The sequence below is a fragment of the Nitratiruptor sp. SB155-2 genome (assembly GCF_000010325.1).
Classification (GTDB): domain Bacteria; phylum Campylobacterota; class Campylobacteria; order Campylobacterales; family Nitratiruptoraceae; genus Nitratiruptor.
Genome location: NC_009662.1, coordinates 209207 through 225506, shown reverse-complemented (window position 1 = coordinate 225506; position 16300 = coordinate 209207). Strand labels below are relative to the sequence as shown.

Genomic DNA, 16300 nt, shown 5'->3' with positions numbered 1-16300 from the left:
CATGGCTAAAATCATCAAAGTTTTGAATGTTAGAGCATTTGTGAGTTTTTTGAAGGAGTGGATGAGATTATTAAGAATTAGATTTCAGTAGTATTAAGCCCAGTTGTTCATAAAATTTAAATTTCTCATCAACGGTTGCAACAACCAAATTATGGACTAAAGCTTGTGATATAAGCATCCTGTCAAAAGGATCTTTATGAAAATATGGAATCTCATACAACTTCATTGCACTTTCTGCATCAAAATCTAAAGTTTTTATATCCAATTTTTCCAAAACATAATCCAAATCAAATTCAACATTTAATTTATGAAGAGATTTTTTGATAGAAATTTCAGCTATACTGATAGAACTTAACAAAAGATCATTATCTTCGCTTGCTAAAGTTTCCAGAATAGAGATTGAAAGTTTTTCAGGTTCATACAAAAGCCACAAAAAGATATGAGTATCGATTAAAATTTTCATTATTTACCGTAAAACATATTATTTATTTCGCTATCTTCTTTATCAAAATCCTCTGGAATTTTAGCCTGACCTTTTAAAATGCCAAATTCTCGTTGCTTTTTAATAGGAACAATCTTTGCAAATTTTGTTTTACCAAATTCGATAATTATCTCTTCTCCTTTTTCAACTCTTTTCAAAATATTCAATATATCTTTTTTCAAATCATCAACTTCCACTATTATCATGACAAATCCTTTTTATTAAACTATAATTATTATATCAAACTTTTTGAGGTGTATATTGCAAATTTGCGGTATAGATGAAGCCGGACGAGGGCCACTGGCAGGGCCATTAGTTATGGCAGGAGTTGTTTTTACACAAAGAGTTTACAAGCTTGATGACTCCAAAAAACTCTCGCCTCAAGCAAGAGAGAAGCTTTATGAAAAAATCATCAACGCCACACAATATACAATCGTCATCATCGATAACGATACAATTGATCAAATAGGTATTTCAGCTTGTATCTCCCAAGGACTCAAAGAGATTATTAGCGCCCTTCATGCAAAGCGTTATATTTTCGATGGCAATTCGAAATTCGGTGTTGAAAACATCGAACCCGTAATCAAAGCTGACCAAACCATAAAAGAGGTCATGGCGGCCTCAATTTTGGCTAAGGTCACACGAGATCGCATCATGTGTGAAATGGATAAAGAGTATCCAGAATATGGCTTTTGTAAACACAAAGGATATGGAACGAAGGAGCATATCGAAGCGATACAAAGATATGGCTTTTCTCCTATTCATCGAAAAAGCTTTCGACCAAAAGCCTTACAACCGACACTTTTTTAAAAGGAAGAGCATGCATACCATCAAATGTCCTAATTGCGGCTATGTAATCGATATCAACCAGACACTTTACGAAGAGATAGAAAAAGCAGCCAAAGCAAAGCTGCAAAAAGAGATTGAGGAACATAGAAAGCAGTATAAAAATGAACTCTCAAAGCTCAAAGTCCAGGAAGAGGCTCTCAAAGCAAAAGAGACGGCACTGGAAGCAAAAGCAAACCAACTGGCTCAAGAGCTTCTTTCAAAAGAGCGGCAAAATCTAGAAAGGGAAATAAAAAAACGGCTCGAAAATGAGCAAAAATCGATCATAGAGAGCCTTGAAAAAGAGCTGGAAGAGAAAAGCAATCAAGTGAAAGAGCTCAACGAAGCAAAAATAGAGATAGAAAAACTCAAACGCCAAAAAGATGAGGCCATCCGGCAGGCCAGGCTGCAAGCCCAAAAAGAGTTAAGTGAAGAACTATCCAAGGCGAAAGAGCAGCTTGCGAAACAGTTGGCTCAAGAAAATGAACTCAAACTCAAAGAGAAAGAGAAACAGCTCGAAGATCTCAAACATCAACTCGAAGAGGCCAAAAGGAAAGCAGAACTAACCTCCCAGCAGCTTCAAGGAGAGGTACAAGAGCTTGCCATTGAAGAGTATTTGAAAAACCAGTTTCCATTCGATACGATCGAAGAGATCAAAAAGGGGCAAAGAGGGGCAGACTGTATCCAGATTGTCAATACAAGGGAGCTGCAAAACTGCGGCAAAATATATTATGAAAGCAAGAGGGCAAAAGAGTTCAAAAAAGAGTGGATCGAAAAATTCAAGGCCGATATGCGAAACATTGGTTGCGATATAGGAGTGCTCGTGACACAAAGTATGCCAAAAGGTATGGATCGTATGGGCTTTGTGGATGGAGTATGGGTATGCAGTTTTGAAGAGTTCAAAGCCCTAAGCGCCATTTTACGCGAAAATCTCATCAAAATAGCCCTCATCAAAAAAAGCCAGGAAAACAGAGGAGAGAAGATGGCAATGCTCTATAGCTATCTCACCTCAGATGAGTTTCGCATGCAGATCGAAGCGATTGTGGAAGGCTTTACTCAGATGCAACAAGATCTTGAAGCAGAAAAACGGGCAATGGCAAGGATCTGGAAGCAGCGTCAAAAACAGATCGAAAAGGTTTTGGAAAATACAATCAGTATGTACGCCAGCATCAAAGGGATCGCCGGCAGTGCCATCTCGCACATCAAAGCACTAGAACTTCCTTATAGCGAAGATTAAGCATACAGGCTAATCGTTCCGTTTGGATTGGGAGGTGGTGTTTTCGCACCACTTGTTTGCTGGATACCCTCTAACATCTTTTGCATCATTTCTTGCTGCAATTGCATCGCTTTTTTCAGCATAGAAACTTCTACGTGGTTTTTGACACTTTGCTGTTTTTGCCATATGGAATATGCTGCTATATCATTGACACTTGAGACATTCATAATATCTCCTTTGTCTCATTATCGGCTTATAAATAGACTTTTTTGAGATGAGAGAGCTGGCTTGTTGCATTGAGTAAAAGCATATCCGCTATGACCAAAGCCATCATCGCTTCAGCAACAACGCTTCCCCTTGCAGCTACAAACGGATCGTGCCTGCCTTTGAGTTCCACTTCAACCTCATTGCCGTTTACATCGATGGATCGCTGTTTTTGAAAAATAGAGGGCGTTGGCTTGAACCACACTTTTGCTATCACATCCTCACCGTTGCTGATACCGCCCAATATACCTCCGGCATTATTGGAAATAAAACCCTCTTTGGTGATCTGGTCATTGTTTTGGGATCCATACAACCTACTGGCTTCTCGACCCAAACCGATATCGACAGCTTTCGCTGCGTTGATACTCATGAGTGCCTCAGCGAGTACCGCATCCAATTTATAGTAGATCGGCTCTCCAAGCCCCACGGGAAGATTGGTAGCTCGAACGAGCACCGCACCCCCAACGCTGTCGTGCGCCTCCTTGGCTTTTAGAATAGCCTCTTTTTGTAAAGTTTCAACATAAGGATCTAGTGCGAATATCTCACTTGTTTTTGCATAATCAAAATCAAATTCTTTCGCCTCGATTCCAGCTACTTCACACACACCGGCTTCCACTTCGATGCCAAACTCTTTGAGTAAAAGCTTCGCAACCGCACCTGCGGCAACCCTGGCAGCAGTCTCTCTGGCACTGCTTCTGCCACCACCCCGATAATCCCTGATGCCATATTTATGCCAGTAGGTAAAATCGGCATGACCTGGTCGAAAGATATCTTTGATATTGGAGTAATCTCTGCTTTTTTGGTCTTTGTTGAATATCACCATCGCAATAGGCGTACCAGTACTTCTCCCTTCAAATACGCCGCTTAAAATCTGCACCTCATCTAATTCTTTTCGTGCCGTGGCGAATTTGCTTTTTCCAGGACGTCTACGATCCAGCTCATTTTGTATAAATGTTTCATCTATATCCAGCCCGGCCGGTACGCCATCTAAAACACATCCGATAGCTTTTCCGTGAGACTCCCCAAAGGTCGTCATGATAAGTCGTTTGCCAAAACTATTCATTGCGTGCCTTCAAGATTTTGAGTGCCTCTTTTGCAGCCTCTTGCTGAGCGGCCTTTTTACTTCGTCCTTTTGCAGTGGAAATCGTCTCTTCATGCAGCAGCACCGCCACTTCGAACTCTTTTTTATGATCCGGCCCGCTTGAGCCAAGAAGCTTGTATGTAGGAGTTATACCGTAATGCGCCTGGGTGAATTCCTGCAACGCGGTTTTAAAATCTTTAAACAAAGAGTCAAGGTCGATTTTTGGATAGGCTTCTTCCAAAAGTTTCAAGGAGAGTTCACGAACCTTTTCGAGTCCTTTTTCGAGATATATAGCGCCCATGACCGCTTCAAAAGCGTTGGAGAGAAGACTCGGTTTTGTTCGTCCTTGATTATTCTCTTCTGCTTGGGAGATGAAGATATATTTTCCGATATCAAGCTTTTGCGCCAACTTCGCAAATCCCTCTTCATTGACTAGTGATGCACGAAGTTTCGAAAGCTCTCCTTCGTTTGCTTTGGGAAACTTTTTAAAAAGATACTCTCCTACCACCAGGTCCAAAACAGCATCACCCAAAAACTCCAAACGCTCGTTATTCACAGGACTCTTATAGCTTTTGTGCGTCAATGCCTCTTTCAAAAGCTTTTTATCTTCAAAACTGTAACCGAGTTTTTTTTCAAACTCTTCCAACTGTTTCATCAATCACCTCTTTAGAAGAACCAGAGAAAAAGAATGGCTTCTTCTTCTCTCATTCTCTTTTTTGTTATTCTATCCAATTCCCGCTTCCTTTGCCATCTCTTTGGCAATTTTGTCACACCTCTCATTCTCCTCATGACCACTGTGACCCTTTACCCAAACTGCCTTGATGCGATGCGGTTTTGCAACTTCGATAAATTCCTTCCAAAGATCCGGATTTTTCACATTTTTAAAATCTTTTTTGATCCATCCTGAAAGCCATGAGTTGATCGCCTGAACCACATAGTTAGAATCACTATAGACAGTTACTATACAGGGCTCTTTAAGAGCCTTCAAACCTTCTATCACAGCTTTGAGTTCCATTCTGTTGTTGGTTGTATGGGGTTCACCTCCTTTGATGATCTTTTCATTGTCTTTATAACGCAAAATAGCACAGTACCCTCCCGGTCCTGGATTTCCAAGGCTCGATCCGTCACTAAACAGAGAAACTTTCTTCACGTTTTTCTTCCTTTGGTCGTAAAATCAATTCCACTTTCGGTGACTCTACACTTTGGCAATTGGGACATCGACTGTAGGCAAATGGAAAGATATTTTTGCATTTTGGACACAGATACTCAAAATCAAGATCCGCTTTTGGATAGTGTATCAAAACATCGAACTCGAATATGTCACTTGTTTCTGTAAATTTTCCATACCCTTTGGCGGTATAGAGCGCTTGCAAAAAAGGATGGTCTGTTCGAATCTGATCCTTTTCCAGTCTCCATAATATATCTACAACCTGTTCATAATCTTTCGGGTCCAATACGCTCCAAGCCATTTGAGGGTCTGTTTTGAAAAGATGGGTGAAAATAACTCGCACAAGAGCAGGATGCTCTTTATAAAGCGTCACAAGATCATCAATTTCATTGGAAACTATAAATTTTCTAGCCATGAGATAGTTGGCATCAGAACTGGTATGACCGAGTTCGTCGAGTGCTTCTTTGATTTTAAGAGCGTTTTGCATATCATTCATCTTCTCATATATCAGCATCAACTCAAAAAGAACATCCGCTGATCTTGGAAAATACCGCAAAATCTCTTCATATATCTCGATACTTCGGGCCAGAAATCCGGCTTTGTAGTAAAGTTTTGCAAGCTGCTTGAGTATGAGCACTCTTTCTTGGATATCATCGGTAGACTCTTTTAGCTGCAGATAGATTCCTATCGCCTTTTCAAAATCTCCATTTTTTGTATAAGCCTTGGCAAGCTGTACGAGAGCCTCTCTCTCTTTCTCTTCTCCTGAAAACTGCAAAGGCTCCGATTTGGCGTTTTCATCAAACCGCTTAAAAAACTGCTCTAACGAATTTTTTTGCTTTTTGCTCTTAAAAAGCCCCCATGCGTAGCTGAAAAAAGAGATGATAAAGATAAGACCAAAAAAGATAATCAGACCAAAAAGAGGATCGCGGTATCCCACCAAAAAGTCCAAGCAAGCTCCTTTGTGGGAATTATACTATAATACCCCTATGATAGATCAAAACTCCATAGAACAGCTCAAAAATATCGTCGATATCGTTGATGTTATCGGTAACTACATAGAACTCAAAAAAGCGGGTTCCAACTATAAAGCGCTTTGCCCTTTCCACCAAGAAGATACTCCAAGTTTTGTTGTCAGTCCTTCCAAACAGATTTTTCACTGCTTTGGGTGTGGTGCCGGAGGAGATGCGATCAAATTTTTGATGGAATATGAAAAACTGAGCTACCCAGAGGCCATCGAAAAACTTGCTGGAATGTATAATTTCTCTTTGCAAAGAATAGGATCAAAAGAGTCCAGCAGCAATCTTTTTAAAGCGTTAGAGTCCATCAACAGACTCTATAAAAAGGAACTCTTTTCCAAAAAAAAGGCACTGGATTACCTCAAACAAAGAGGGGTTGCCAACAATTCGATCGAAAAATTTGAGCTCGGCTACGCTCCAGAGGGCAATACACAAATCCAATATCTCAAAAAAGAGTTCATTCCTTTGCAAGACGCGATACAAACTGGTATCCTCTCCCAAGATTCGGGACGAGTCTATGCAAGACTTGTTGAGCGTATCACTTTTCCGATCTATTCACCAAATGGAGCCCTTGTGGGATTTGGGGGTAGAACCATAACGAATCATCCGGCTAAATATCTCAACTCTCCAGAAACGAAACTTTTTCACAAATCAAAAATTCTTTATGGCTACCATCTTGCGAAACAAGAGATCTACAAGAAAAAAGAGCTGATCGTCTGTGAAGGGTATCTGGATGTAGTGATGCTGCACCAAGCAGGTTTTCAAAATGCTGTAGCAACACTGGGGACTGCTTTGACACCCTCGCATCTGCCGCTTCTTAGAAAAGGAGAGCCGCGTGTGATTCTTGCCTATGATGGCGACAGAGCGGGTATCGAAGCAGCTTTGAAAGCTTCTAAGATGCTCACAAAAGCAGATATCGAAGGTGGCGTAGTTATTTTCACCCAAGACCAGGATCCTGCCGATATGGTAAAAAAAGCTCAACTTCAAGAACTGCAGCGTCTCTTTGCCAAGCCTATCCCATTTGTAGAGTTTGTTCTTGAAAAAACCGTACAAAAATATGACATTAAAAACCCAAGAGAGAAAGAGAAAGCTCTCTTTGAAGGAATAGACTTTCTCAAAACTTTATCACCTCTTTTGCAAGAAGAGTACAAAGAGTATCTAGCGGCATTGCTAAATATCTTACCCTCTAAAATAGTGCTGCACCCACAGCAAAAAAAAGATGTGAACTATACAATGGAGGTACATGATCCCAAAGAGCTTAGTATCATAAAAACGATGCTTACAAAACCCCATACGGTAGACATCATACTGGATATTATCGATGCCAGCCATTTTACCTATCATCAAGAAGAGTTTGAACTCACTTTGCAAAACAGAGTAGACCACCCAAAAATACGCTCGATTTTACTCAATGAAGATATTTTAGTATTCGAAGAAGAGCATATACGGAGCGAGTTATTAGTCTTTTTGATAAAATATTACGAACAGAAAATTCAAGAGGTTGTCAAAGGAGACTTTCCTTTCAACCAAAAAAGCTTTTTGATTCGAAAATACAAAGAGAACATCAAAAGATTAAAAGAGGGGGAGTTGATCATTGAGTAAAATTCGAGCACTCGCACTTTTTAGCGGAGGACTGGACAGTCTTCTGGCCATGAAATTGATCATTGATCAAGGAGTCGATGTTATCGGTCTTCATTTCGATACCGGATTTGGCGGCAGAAACGCAGAACAGAAAAAAGAGTATCTGGAAAAAATTACCCAAAAAATTGGTGCAAAACTGGAAATAGTCAATATCCGGGAACAGTTCATCCAAGATATTCTTTTTGATCCAAAATATGGCTACGGAAAGCACTTCAACCCTTGTATCGATTGTCATGCCAATATGATCCGAGTGGCAAAGGCTCTGCTACCAAAATTTGATGCTCATTTTGTCATAAGTGGTGAAGTAGTTGGACAACGCCCTATGAGCCAACGATTTGATGCACTGAAAAAAGTAGAAGATCTCTCAGAGGCAGATGGGCTCATTTTGAGACCGTTAAGCGCTAAACTCCTTCCGCCTACTCTTCCAGAGCAAAAAGGATGGGTCGATAGAGAGAAGCTATATGGCATCAGCGGAAGAAGCCGTGAGGTACAAATGGAGCTTGCCAAAAAATATGGAATAGAAGATTACGAGAGTCCAAGCGGTGGATGCCTCCTGACAGATGAGAATTTTAGTACCAAAATACGAGACCATATCAAATATGACTCATTCGATCTTGAAGATATCGACGTACTCAAATGGGGCAGACACTTCAGACTTCCTGGGGGAGCAAAACTGGTAGTGAGCAGGAACAAAGAGGAAAATGAGAAATTGGGAGCTATAGAGGTGACCAAATATGAAAAATTCACTTTACCATTGCCAGGCCCTTTGAGTCTGATTTCTAAAACGGCTAGTAACGAGGACAAGGAACTTGCGGCAAAAATCGCCTTGACATACTCAAAAGCAAAACCTGAAAATGAGTATGATGTGCAAATAGGCCAAACCACCATAAAAACTTCTCCATTTGAGACAAAAAAAGAGGCTCAAAGCTTTTTTGTCCAATGAGAAACCAACCAAAATATCATCTTTTTAAAAACGCACGCTATGCACTTGATGGTCTTATCGAGTGCTGGCGGAGTGAAACCAGCTTCAAAATAGAAGTCATACTCTTTTTTCTATTTTCCATAACCTTTTGGCTTTTACCGATTGCACTTCTATCGAAAACTATTTTGCAGACATCGCTGTTCATTCCACTCATCACAGAACTTCTCAACAGTGCGATAGAGCGGGTCGTCGACCTCGTTTCCCCCAATCATCACCCTTTGGCAAAAGCTGCCAAAGATGCGGGAGCGGCAGCAGTTCTTCTTTCACTTTTTTTGACTGTTGGCATCTGGGTGACAGTAGCCATATTCGAACTGTTTTGATTTTGTAGCAAATTTTGATATAATTGCAACCCTTACGGGGCATTAGCTCAGCTGGGAGAGCGCCACGCTGGCAGCGTGGAGGTCACCGGTTCGAGCCCGGTATGCTCCACCATTAGACTCTACCTCTTATCACACTCGCATATCTTTTCAAAAAAGAATCCTCAAGGGTTTTGGATACAATTGTGTTGTCACATAGATAAGGGCTTATCTTGCCATAAGGAATAATATGATCAAAATCTTTCCCTGGTATAAAAGTTTTGAGATCGGTATCGAAGAGATCGATATGCAACATAAAAAACTGGTAGATATCCTCAATGCAATCTCCAATATAATCGAAGAAGACGATGAAAAGAGAAAAACAAAAGATTTACAATCGATCTTGAGGAGACTCAAAGAGTATACTATCTACCATTTCACTACCGAAGAGAAGTTGTGGGAAAAATATTTTCCAGATGATCAAGAATATAGCACACATAAAAAAGTCCATCAAAGTTTCATCGAGACGATCGATTCCCTTTCCAAAAAATATGAAAACAAGAGTGTACAAAATAGGGATGTTCTATCTCTTTTAGAATATTTGGCCCAATGGCTTGCGCACCATATTTTAAATCACGATAGAGTGTTAGGAATCGCTGCCAAGCTCATACAAGAAGGTAAAGAGAAGGCAGAAGCTATAGAATATAGCAAAACGATAATGAAAGAGGATAGGGAAAGACTCATCAATCTCATTCTCTCCATATTGAATGCCCATATCAAAAACAGCATCCAACTCCTTGATAGATATGACAAAGAACAAAAACTCAAAGAACATCTAAAAATTTATAAAGATATCTTCTCCTCATCTTTAGATGGGATAATCATATTCGATGAAAAAAATAATCTCTTTGATATCAATGAATCTTTTATGAATATGGCGGGCATGAAAAGATCGGAATTGGATCATATCAATATCTTGCAGTTTTTTAAAGATTATATAGATTTTTGTAAGAATAAAACCGTTTTAGACTCAATCATAAACAGGAAAAAATTTATCAATGAGTGTTGGATAAAAAATGCCCGGTCTCTATCACTCCTCCCCGTTATGATCAGTGGTTTTCCTTTATCAATCAATGGTTTACAATACTATATTCTTTTTGTCAAAGATATAAGTAGGATAAAAAAACAAGAAAAAAAACTGGAATATGCTGCCTACCATGATCCTTTAACTGGTCTTCCCAACAGAGCCTTAGCAATCGATAGGCTTCAAGTCGCAATGGAACGAGCAAAAAGAAGAGGTTCGATGATTGCCGTATTGTACATCGATCTTGATGGCTTCAAAGAGATAAATGACAAATATGGTCACCAGGTGGGAGATATCTTTTTAAAAAAAGTAGCCAAAAATCTACAAGAAGTGATACGAGGTGAAGATACAATCGCAAGAATCGGTGGAGACGAGTTTTTAGGAATCATACAAGATATTGAGATGAGAAGTTTTAACGATAGCATATTTTATAGAATTTTAGAGGCCGCTTCAAAAACGGTCGATATAAATGGACACCAATTAAAAGCCACTGCAAGCATAGGGATAACCTTTTTTCCAAGAGAGTACAATAAAGACAAAGATGCAGAACATTTGATACGAGAAGCCGATATTGCTATGTACAAAGCAAAAACAACGGGAAAAAACCGATATGTCTTTTTTGATGATAAAGTTTTGGAAACGCGATCAAAATTTGATTTTGACAAAGGTATGAAAAATAAAGAGTTCATTGTATATTATCAGCCCATCATCGATACCAAACAGGGATCGGTTTTCGGTTTCGAAGCATTAGTACGGTGGAACTTATATCATAAAGACCTCTTGGTCCCTTCTGCATTTTTATCATATATTAAAAGTTTCGAAACACTTTTAAAACTTCATAAATTTGTCATTGTGCAATCTATGCATGATTTACAAAGCTTCATAAGCAACGGCTTTCACCCATACATTTCCATAAATATCGACAGCAATATTTTTTACCATAAAAAATTTATTGAGATGATCGATGAAATTTTCAGTACATTTGAACATTGCGACCTTGTTATTTTTGAAATTGAAGAAAAAGGACTAGGAGAAAATAGAAGCAGCAATCATGATATATTTGAAGTATGTAAAAAACATGGTATCAAGATTTTAATAGACAACTTCAAAGGAGAATATTTCACCTTGACCCATTTTATCAATTTTCCGTTTGATTTTATCAAAGTTGATAAGAGTTTAATCATCAACGCCATCCAGGATATAGAAAATTTTGCCATATTGGAAGGATCCTATGCAGTTGCTGAAGCATTTTTAAAAGATGTAATAGCTCTTGGGGTGGAAACATCGGATATCATACCTACTTTAAACGAAATAGGTATCCATTATATTCAAGGATATGAAATTGCGAAACCAAAAAAACTGCAAGATGCTCTTCAATGGATCACACAATACAAAGTAACAAACTATCTTTATCATGATAGTGTGTCCAAAAAGGATTCTTTGAAACTTTTGTATGCAAAAATGGAGCATAAAGCGTGGATAAAGAAGATCGAGGAGTTTTTAACTGGAAAAAGTGATGATCTTCCTATAATAGATGAAAAAACGTGTGCACTTTCCAAATATTTGCAAGAATTTCAGCAAGAGGTTACAAAGATTAAAAATAAAAAACTTATACAACAAAAACTGCAACGATTAATTCCGCTCCATCACCAACTGCATGAGCTGGCATATGAAGCACAAGCATTCAAAGAGATGGGTTCAGATAAAGATATAAAAGAGTATCTCGAAAAAATGCATCACACCAGCAATAGATTAATCAGTTTAATAGACGATATTGCAAAGCTGACTGCTTCTTACTCGTAAAATTCAAGCCTCTTGCACAAACTTTTTGATCTCTTCAGGGAGTTCATCTGCAAGATCTTCTATTTCACCCGGACTAATATGACGCTTCAAAAAGGCAAAAAAGGCTTTGACCAATGCTTTCGCACGTTCAGGATCGTCACCAAAATCTTTATGGGATCCCCGATCCTCTTTCATCACTGCTTCGATAAAATTTTTCACTTTTCTTATAGACTTATCGGGAAATTCACTCAATCTCCATCCCTCTACCCCTTCGGCTTTGATGCAGATAGGAAGCTGAGCTAGCAGATCAAGATACTCTTGAGGGGCCACTCGTCTTCGCAATACTCGCAATACCGCTCGCACAATCCTGTTGGCTTGTTGGATATCTTCCAATGAGGCGACCTGTGCAAAATCTTTGAGAAACTCTTTCGTTTTTTGGACATCCTTTTCGAAATGCATGGCACCCTCCTTTTGACTTGCTATTTTGATTTATTATACAATGACGTATGCAATATTATCTGCTACTTTTGTCTCTTTTCGGTCTTATCTTATTGAGTGTGCTTATCTATCAGATGTACCTCTTTATGGTAACGGATGCACGCTATAAACTCCATAAACGATTTGGCAGATTCCCATATACCGACATTTTGCGTCGCTATTTCCCTTTATATGAAAAGTTGCCAAAGGAGCTGCAAAGGAGACTGAAAGCCTGTATCCTTACATTTATCCGCGAAAAAGAGTTCATCGGTAAAGGGATAAAAATAGACACAACCAAAAAGGTTCTCATAGCAGCCAATGCCTGCTTGCTGACAATCGGCCATGACAGGTGTGAATACAAACATGTCAAATCGATCTTTCTCTATCCCGAAGCGGTTTTCAAAAAAGAGAAGATTCAGCATGGTTGGATTGTGACAGAGCAAAACCAGATACTCCTTGGAGAAGCGTGGCAAGGAGGAGAAGTTGTTTTAAGCTGGAAAGATCTGGTTGCAGGTGATTTGAATCCAACTGACGGCAAAAATGTGGGACTGCACGAATTTGCCCATCAGCTCGATATGGAAGATGGCGTGGCAGACGGAACACCTCCCCTTCCTTTAAAACTCTACTCCAGATGGTCCCAAATCATGTCACAAGAGTACAAAAAACTTCAAAAAGAGCTTAAACATCACCATAAAGGATTTCTCGATCCCTATGCAGCTACCAACGAAGCGGAGTTTTTTGCGGTAGCTACAGAATACTTTTTCGAAAAACCGAAAAAACTCCAAAAAGAAGAACCCGAACTGTATAACCTTTTGAAAGAATACTACAACCTCGATCCTGCCTCATGGAATTAACACGATTGCACAAAGTTTTGTTGGAATGGTTTGAAAAACATGGTCGGCACGAACTTCCTTGGCGCCAAACGCAAGATGTCTATAAAATTTATCTTAGCGAAATCATGCTGCAACAAACCCAAGTCAGTAGAGTTGAAGGTGAGTACTATCCGAAATTTTTAAAACGCTTCCCAACACTCAAAGCCCTTGCACAAGCCAGCGAAAATGAAGTCTTGGCACTTTGGAGTGGACTGGGATACTATTCTAGAGCGAGAAATCTTTTACAATGTGCAAAAATTTGCAAAGACACTCTTCCAAAAGAACCAAAAGAGCTGATGAAACTACCTGGCATAGGTACCTATACCGCCAACGCGATCTGCGCTTTTGCATACAACCAGCCAGTCGCTGTTGTCGATACGAACATCAAACGAGTCATTATGCGATTTTTTGCTCTGCAGGATGAAAAAGAGGTGCAACAAAAGGCGCAAATGATACTCAACACCAATGAACCCAAAAAACACAATCTAGCCCTCATGGATCTGGGCTCTTTGCTATGTACGCCAAAAAATCCATTATGTGATCAATGCCCGATACAACAGTGGTGTGCAGGAAAAGAGTCTCCACACTCTTTTGGAAAAACGAAAAAAACAAAAAGAGAGGAAAAAGTGATCCATTTTGGCATCTTTTTGCAAAGCGGTCATATCGCCATGGAACGATCCAATAAAAATCTCTATAAAAATATGTTTATACTACCCGCCATTGAGTCTGCTCCAAAGCCTTTTGCAACATTCAAGCACAGCTATACCAAATACAATATTCAAGCCACCCTCACACTCCTCAACAAAAGACCGCCCAATACGCACTTGATCCCTCTGCAAGCACTAAGTGCCTATCCAGTGGCATCCATCGCTCTAAAAGGCATCAAAAAAGCCATCAAACATCTTCAAGAAGATCTTTGATTGTTTTCAGGTTCAACCTAGCTTGATACTCCTCTTTTTCCTGCTCCAAATCTCCTATCACTTTTCCCAAAGCCAAAAGAGCGTCAATATCTAAATCCCTTGCAGCAAGATCTCTTAAGTGGGTGCACTGTATTTCCCTATCGTGAATGATGCCCAAAAAATCCTGAATCTTTTTCAATCTTTTGAGTGAGGATTTCTTCTTTGGATTGACTAGAACATAGAGTTCATACAGATAGCGAAGTTTTTTACACTCGATACGGAGTTTATGCAAATCAGTTTGGGTATTTGAAAAAAGCATCTTCTCTATTTTTCTTTTTCTTTTTTTGATAGCTGACTTGATCGCTCGCAAAGCTTCTTTATCGCTTTTGCATGCAATATTTTTCATTTCTGACAGATACGAAGGAATCTGTCGAAGAAAGGGAGTGAGTTTTTCATACTCTTCGTCCCGTATTTTGTGAAGTATGTCGACTATATGATCCAAATATGGTTTCATAACACTAGGGATGGGGTGCTCTTGCAAAAGATCGATCATCACATCCAAATCCCGTGCCCTGTTTGTTCGCTGTGTAATCTCTTCAAGCTGCTTTTGTGCACTTTCTATGTAGTTTTGATCAAAATATCTTTGCAATGTTTTCAGTATAGAACGGCAGCGTCTCGTATAGACACGAAGCTGATGGAGATGCTCAGGGTCTTGTGGCTCATCAATCACCAAATGACTGTATCGCTCAATTTCATCGATATAGTGAAGCCCGATATCTTTGATGAAGGCACAAAACTTCATAACCCACTCCTTTCAAATATTATAGCTTATTTGATATAATCGCTCAAAAAGGAGATGTATGAGCGCCTATCTCTGGATCAAAGCGTTCCATGTTATCAGTGTCATTAGTTGGATGGCGATGCTTTTTTACCTTCCAAGACTCTTTGTTTACCATGCAGAACATAAAAACAACGAAGGTTTTGTGCAGGTCGTCAAAATACAAGAGCATAAACTCTACTATTTCATAGGAGTTCCGGCTCTATGGGCATCGGTACTGAGTGGAGCGGCAATGCTTGCGATGGCACCAGAACTTTTCCATACCGGACTGTGGCTTCATATCAAACTGACAGCTGCACTTTTACTGATCATATATCACTTCTCGTTGCGCTATTTTCTTATACGGTTCAAAGAGGGTCGGTGCGAGAAAAATGGGAAGTTTTTTCGGATCTACAACGAGGTTCCTACTCTTTTGATGATCATCATTGTCATCATGGTTATCGTCAAACCTTTTTAGGATTTGGTATACTTGGTCTATCAAAGGAAACTCCATGTTTGAATCCATAGTACAAAAGATTATCGACTATACCTTTCAAAAACCGAAATACCCATTACGTTTTCGAGAATTGATGGAGGCGAACCGAATTGTCGTGGACAATCTTGATATCAAGATGATTCCGGGGGTCAAGTTTTGCAGGCTCAAACTCTATCTGGTCTACTTTATCATCTGGAACCTCATCATCATTCCATTGGCACTTCTTTTCCATGGATTTTTAAAATCACTCGACTGTCATGTATCCATCATTTTAGCGATACTGTTCACACTCCTTTTTTTTGGAACCTACAAAATATTTGAAGAAAGGATCAAAGAAGAGGCCGCAAGAAGACTTATCAAAGAGGCCTGGCAGAAATATCTACCCCACTTTCCTTATGAGAAATATGCCGAAGAGGTTGCTCAAATATATAAAGAAGCGATCGACAAAGAGATACCAAAGCACAAATTTGAACAGTATGTCATAGACCGTCTTGTTCAAAAGGATTGACACCCCATACGATTTTTGTTTTGAAGCCAAGGGTATTGTCCGTCATCTTCACCCATACAAGATCTATAGCCCAGTAGCTACTCTCAATCGCTTTGGCAACAGGGAAGGCTTGAAAGTACTGTTTGCGCTCGCTCTGCGCAGCTTCCCTCACATCGCCTATGAACTGTACACCCTGGATTTTATGAATTTTTTTTTCACATAATGCAATGGTACCACTTACTCTTGAATTTTTCAGAATCTGACGCATATGAAAAGTCTCTTTGCTACTTGCAAAAATCAAAGAGAGATTGGTTTGATCAAATACATAGAAGCAGCTCGCGGCGTAAGGACCCTCGACGCAGAGGCTCAAAAGATGCTGAGATTGTAAAAAATCGATGATTTGCTTTTGCATTTGT

At 39.5% G+C, this 16300-nt stretch carries 20 protein-coding genes and 1 tRNA gene; 11 read left to right on the top strand and 10 right to left on the bottom strand.

Annotated elements, in window-relative coordinates:
- Positions 1 to 70: 70 nt before the first annotated feature.
- Both NIS_RS01210 and NIS_RS01205 read right to left on the bottom strand, forming a co-directional pair.
- A complete protein-coding gene (locus tag NIS_RS01210) occupies positions 71 to 463 on the bottom strand; it encodes a type II toxin-antitoxin system VapC family toxin (RefSeq protein ID WP_012081597.1) in 393 nt (130 codons plus the stop codon).
- A complete protein-coding gene (locus tag NIS_RS01205) occupies positions 463 to 687 on the bottom strand; it encodes a type II toxin-antitoxin system Phd/YefM family antitoxin (RefSeq protein ID WP_012081596.1) in 225 nt (74 codons plus the stop codon). The genes NIS_RS01210 and NIS_RS01205 overlap by 1 nt, the downstream gene beginning before the upstream one ends.
- Positions 688 to 742: 55 nt before the next feature.
- On the opposite strand from NIS_RS01205, the gene NIS_RS01200 reads away from it, so the two are divergent.
- Together NIS_RS01200 and NIS_RS01195 are read left to right on the top strand one after the other, a co-directional pair.
- Positions 743 to 1291 carry a ribonuclease HII gene (locus NIS_RS01200; protein WP_012081595.1) on the top strand — a complete coding sequence of 183 codons (549 nt, stop codon included), beginning with the start codon at positions 743 to 745 and terminating at the stop codon, positions 1289 to 1291.
- 10 nt (positions 1292 to 1301) lie between these two features.
- On the top strand, positions 1302 to 2543 hold the full coding sequence (locus NIS_RS01195) for a DUF2130 domain-containing protein (protein ID WP_012081594.1): 1242 nt from the start codon (positions 1302 to 1304) through the stop codon (positions 2541 to 2543).
- Here the strand turns inward: NIS_RS01195 and NIS_RS01190 are convergent.
- From NIS_RS01190 to NIS_RS01170, 5 genes are all read right to left on the bottom strand, one after another.
- Positions 2540 to 2749: a putative motility protein gene (locus NIS_RS01190; RefSeq protein ID WP_041353953.1), complete on the bottom strand. Its 210-nt coding sequence runs from the start codon at positions 2747 to 2749 to the stop codon at positions 2540 to 2542. The genes NIS_RS01195 and NIS_RS01190 overlap by 4 nt on opposite strands.
- A gap of 26 nt (positions 2750 to 2775) precedes the next feature.
- Positions 2776 to 3849, bottom strand: coding sequence for a chorismate synthase (aroC, locus tag NIS_RS01185; protein WP_012081593.1), 1074 nt, complete (start codon positions 3847 to 3849; stop codon positions 2776 to 2778).
- Entirely contained in the window at positions 3842 to 4522 is a 681-nt protein-coding gene (gene rnc / locus NIS_RS01180; RefSeq protein ID WP_012081592.1) for a ribonuclease III, read from the bottom strand. Before rnc ends, aroC begins: the two co-directional genes overlap by 8 nt.
- Positions 4523 to 4591: 69 nt before the next feature.
- Positions 4592 to 5017, bottom strand: coding sequence for a ribonuclease HI (gene rnhA, locus NIS_RS01175; RefSeq protein WP_012081591.1), 426 nt, complete (start codon positions 5015 to 5017; stop codon positions 4592 to 4594).
- On the bottom strand, positions 4995 to 5984 hold the full coding sequence (locus tag NIS_RS01170; RefSeq protein WP_012081590.1) for a tetratricopeptide repeat protein: 990 nt from the start codon (positions 5982 to 5984) through the stop codon (positions 4995 to 4997). Before NIS_RS01170 ends, rnhA begins: the two co-directional genes overlap by 23 nt.
- 37 nt (positions 5985 to 6021) lie before the next feature.
- Here NIS_RS01170 and dnaG point away from each other — a divergent pair, with 37 nt between their 5' ends.
- From dnaG to NIS_RS01145, 5 genes are all read left to right on the top strand, one after another.
- Positions 6022 to 7653, top strand: a complete 1632-nt coding sequence (dnaG, locus tag NIS_RS01165; protein WP_041353952.1) for a DNA primase — start codon at positions 6022 to 6024, stop codon at positions 7651 to 7653.
- Positions 7646 to 8635: a 7-cyano-7-deazaguanine synthase gene (locus NIS_RS01160; protein WP_012081588.1), complete on the top strand. Its 990-nt coding sequence runs from the start codon at positions 7646 to 7648 to the stop codon at positions 8633 to 8635. The genes dnaG and NIS_RS01160 overlap by 8 nt, the downstream gene beginning before the upstream one ends.
- Entirely contained in the window at positions 8632 to 8994 is a 363-nt protein-coding gene (locus NIS_RS01155; RefSeq protein WP_012081587.1) for a diacylglycerol kinase, read from the top strand. Before NIS_RS01160 ends, NIS_RS01155 begins: the two co-directional genes overlap by 4 nt.
- Before the next feature lie 36 nt (positions 8995 to 9030).
- Positions 9031 to 9106 (top strand) — tRNA-Ala (locus tag NIS_RS01150).
- 114 nt (positions 9107 to 9220) lie between these two features.
- Positions 9221 to 11857 carry a bacteriohemerythrin gene (locus NIS_RS01145; RefSeq protein ID WP_012081586.1) on the top strand — a complete coding sequence of 879 codons (2637 nt, stop codon included), beginning with the start codon at positions 9221 to 9223 and terminating at the stop codon, positions 11855 to 11857.
- Between the two features lie 3 nt (positions 11858 to 11860).
- Here the strand turns inward: NIS_RS01145 and NIS_RS01140 are convergent, their stop codons facing one another.
- Positions 11861 to 12295 carry a DUF2267 domain-containing protein gene (locus NIS_RS01140; protein WP_012081585.1) on the bottom strand — a complete coding sequence of 145 codons (435 nt, stop codon included), beginning with the start codon at positions 12293 to 12295 and terminating at the stop codon, positions 11861 to 11863.
- A 47-nt stretch (positions 12296 to 12342) separates the two neighbouring features.
- Between NIS_RS01140 and NIS_RS01135 the strand changes: the two genes are divergently transcribed.
- Together NIS_RS01135 and mutY are read left to right on the top strand one after the other, a co-directional pair.
- Positions 12343 to 13167 (top strand): zinc-dependent peptidase, encoded by an 825-nt coding sequence (locus NIS_RS01135; protein WP_012081584.1) that lies wholly within the window; start codon positions 12343 to 12345, stop codon positions 13165 to 13167.
- A gap of 5 nt (positions 13168 to 13172) precedes the next feature.
- Positions 13173 to 14105 carry an A/G-specific adenine glycosylase gene (gene mutY, locus NIS_RS01130; RefSeq protein WP_012081583.1) on the top strand — a complete coding sequence of 311 codons (933 nt, stop codon included), beginning with the start codon at positions 13173 to 13175 and terminating at the stop codon, positions 14103 to 14105.
- On the opposite strand, the gene NIS_RS01125 is transcribed toward mutY, so the two are convergent.
- Positions 14080 to 14886 carry a CHAD domain-containing protein gene (locus NIS_RS01125; RefSeq protein ID WP_012081582.1) on the bottom strand — a complete coding sequence of 269 codons (807 nt, stop codon included), beginning with the start codon at positions 14884 to 14886 and terminating at the stop codon, positions 14080 to 14082. The two genes, mutY and NIS_RS01125, sit on opposite strands and share 26 nt — an antisense overlap.
- A 58-nt stretch (positions 14887 to 14944) precedes the next feature.
- On the opposite strand from NIS_RS01125, the gene hemJ reads away from it, so the two are divergent.
- Complete coding sequence (gene hemJ / locus NIS_RS01120; RefSeq protein WP_012081581.1) at positions 14945 to 15379, top strand: protoporphyrinogen oxidase HemJ; 435 nt, start codon at positions 14945 to 14947, stop codon at positions 15377 to 15379.
- A 34-nt stretch (positions 15380 to 15413) separates the two neighbouring features.
- Positions 15414 to 15905: a hypothetical protein gene (locus NIS_RS01115; RefSeq protein ID WP_012081580.1), complete on the top strand. Its 492-nt coding sequence runs from the start codon at positions 15414 to 15416 to the stop codon at positions 15903 to 15905.
- On the opposite strand, the gene NIS_RS01110 is transcribed toward NIS_RS01115, so the two are convergent.
- Positions 15877 to 16296 (bottom strand): hypothetical protein, encoded by a 420-nt coding sequence (locus NIS_RS01110; RefSeq protein ID WP_012081579.1) that lies wholly within the window; start codon positions 16294 to 16296, stop codon positions 15877 to 15879. The genes NIS_RS01115 and NIS_RS01110 overlap by 29 nt on opposite strands.
- Positions 16297 to 16300 lie beyond the last annotated feature (4 nt).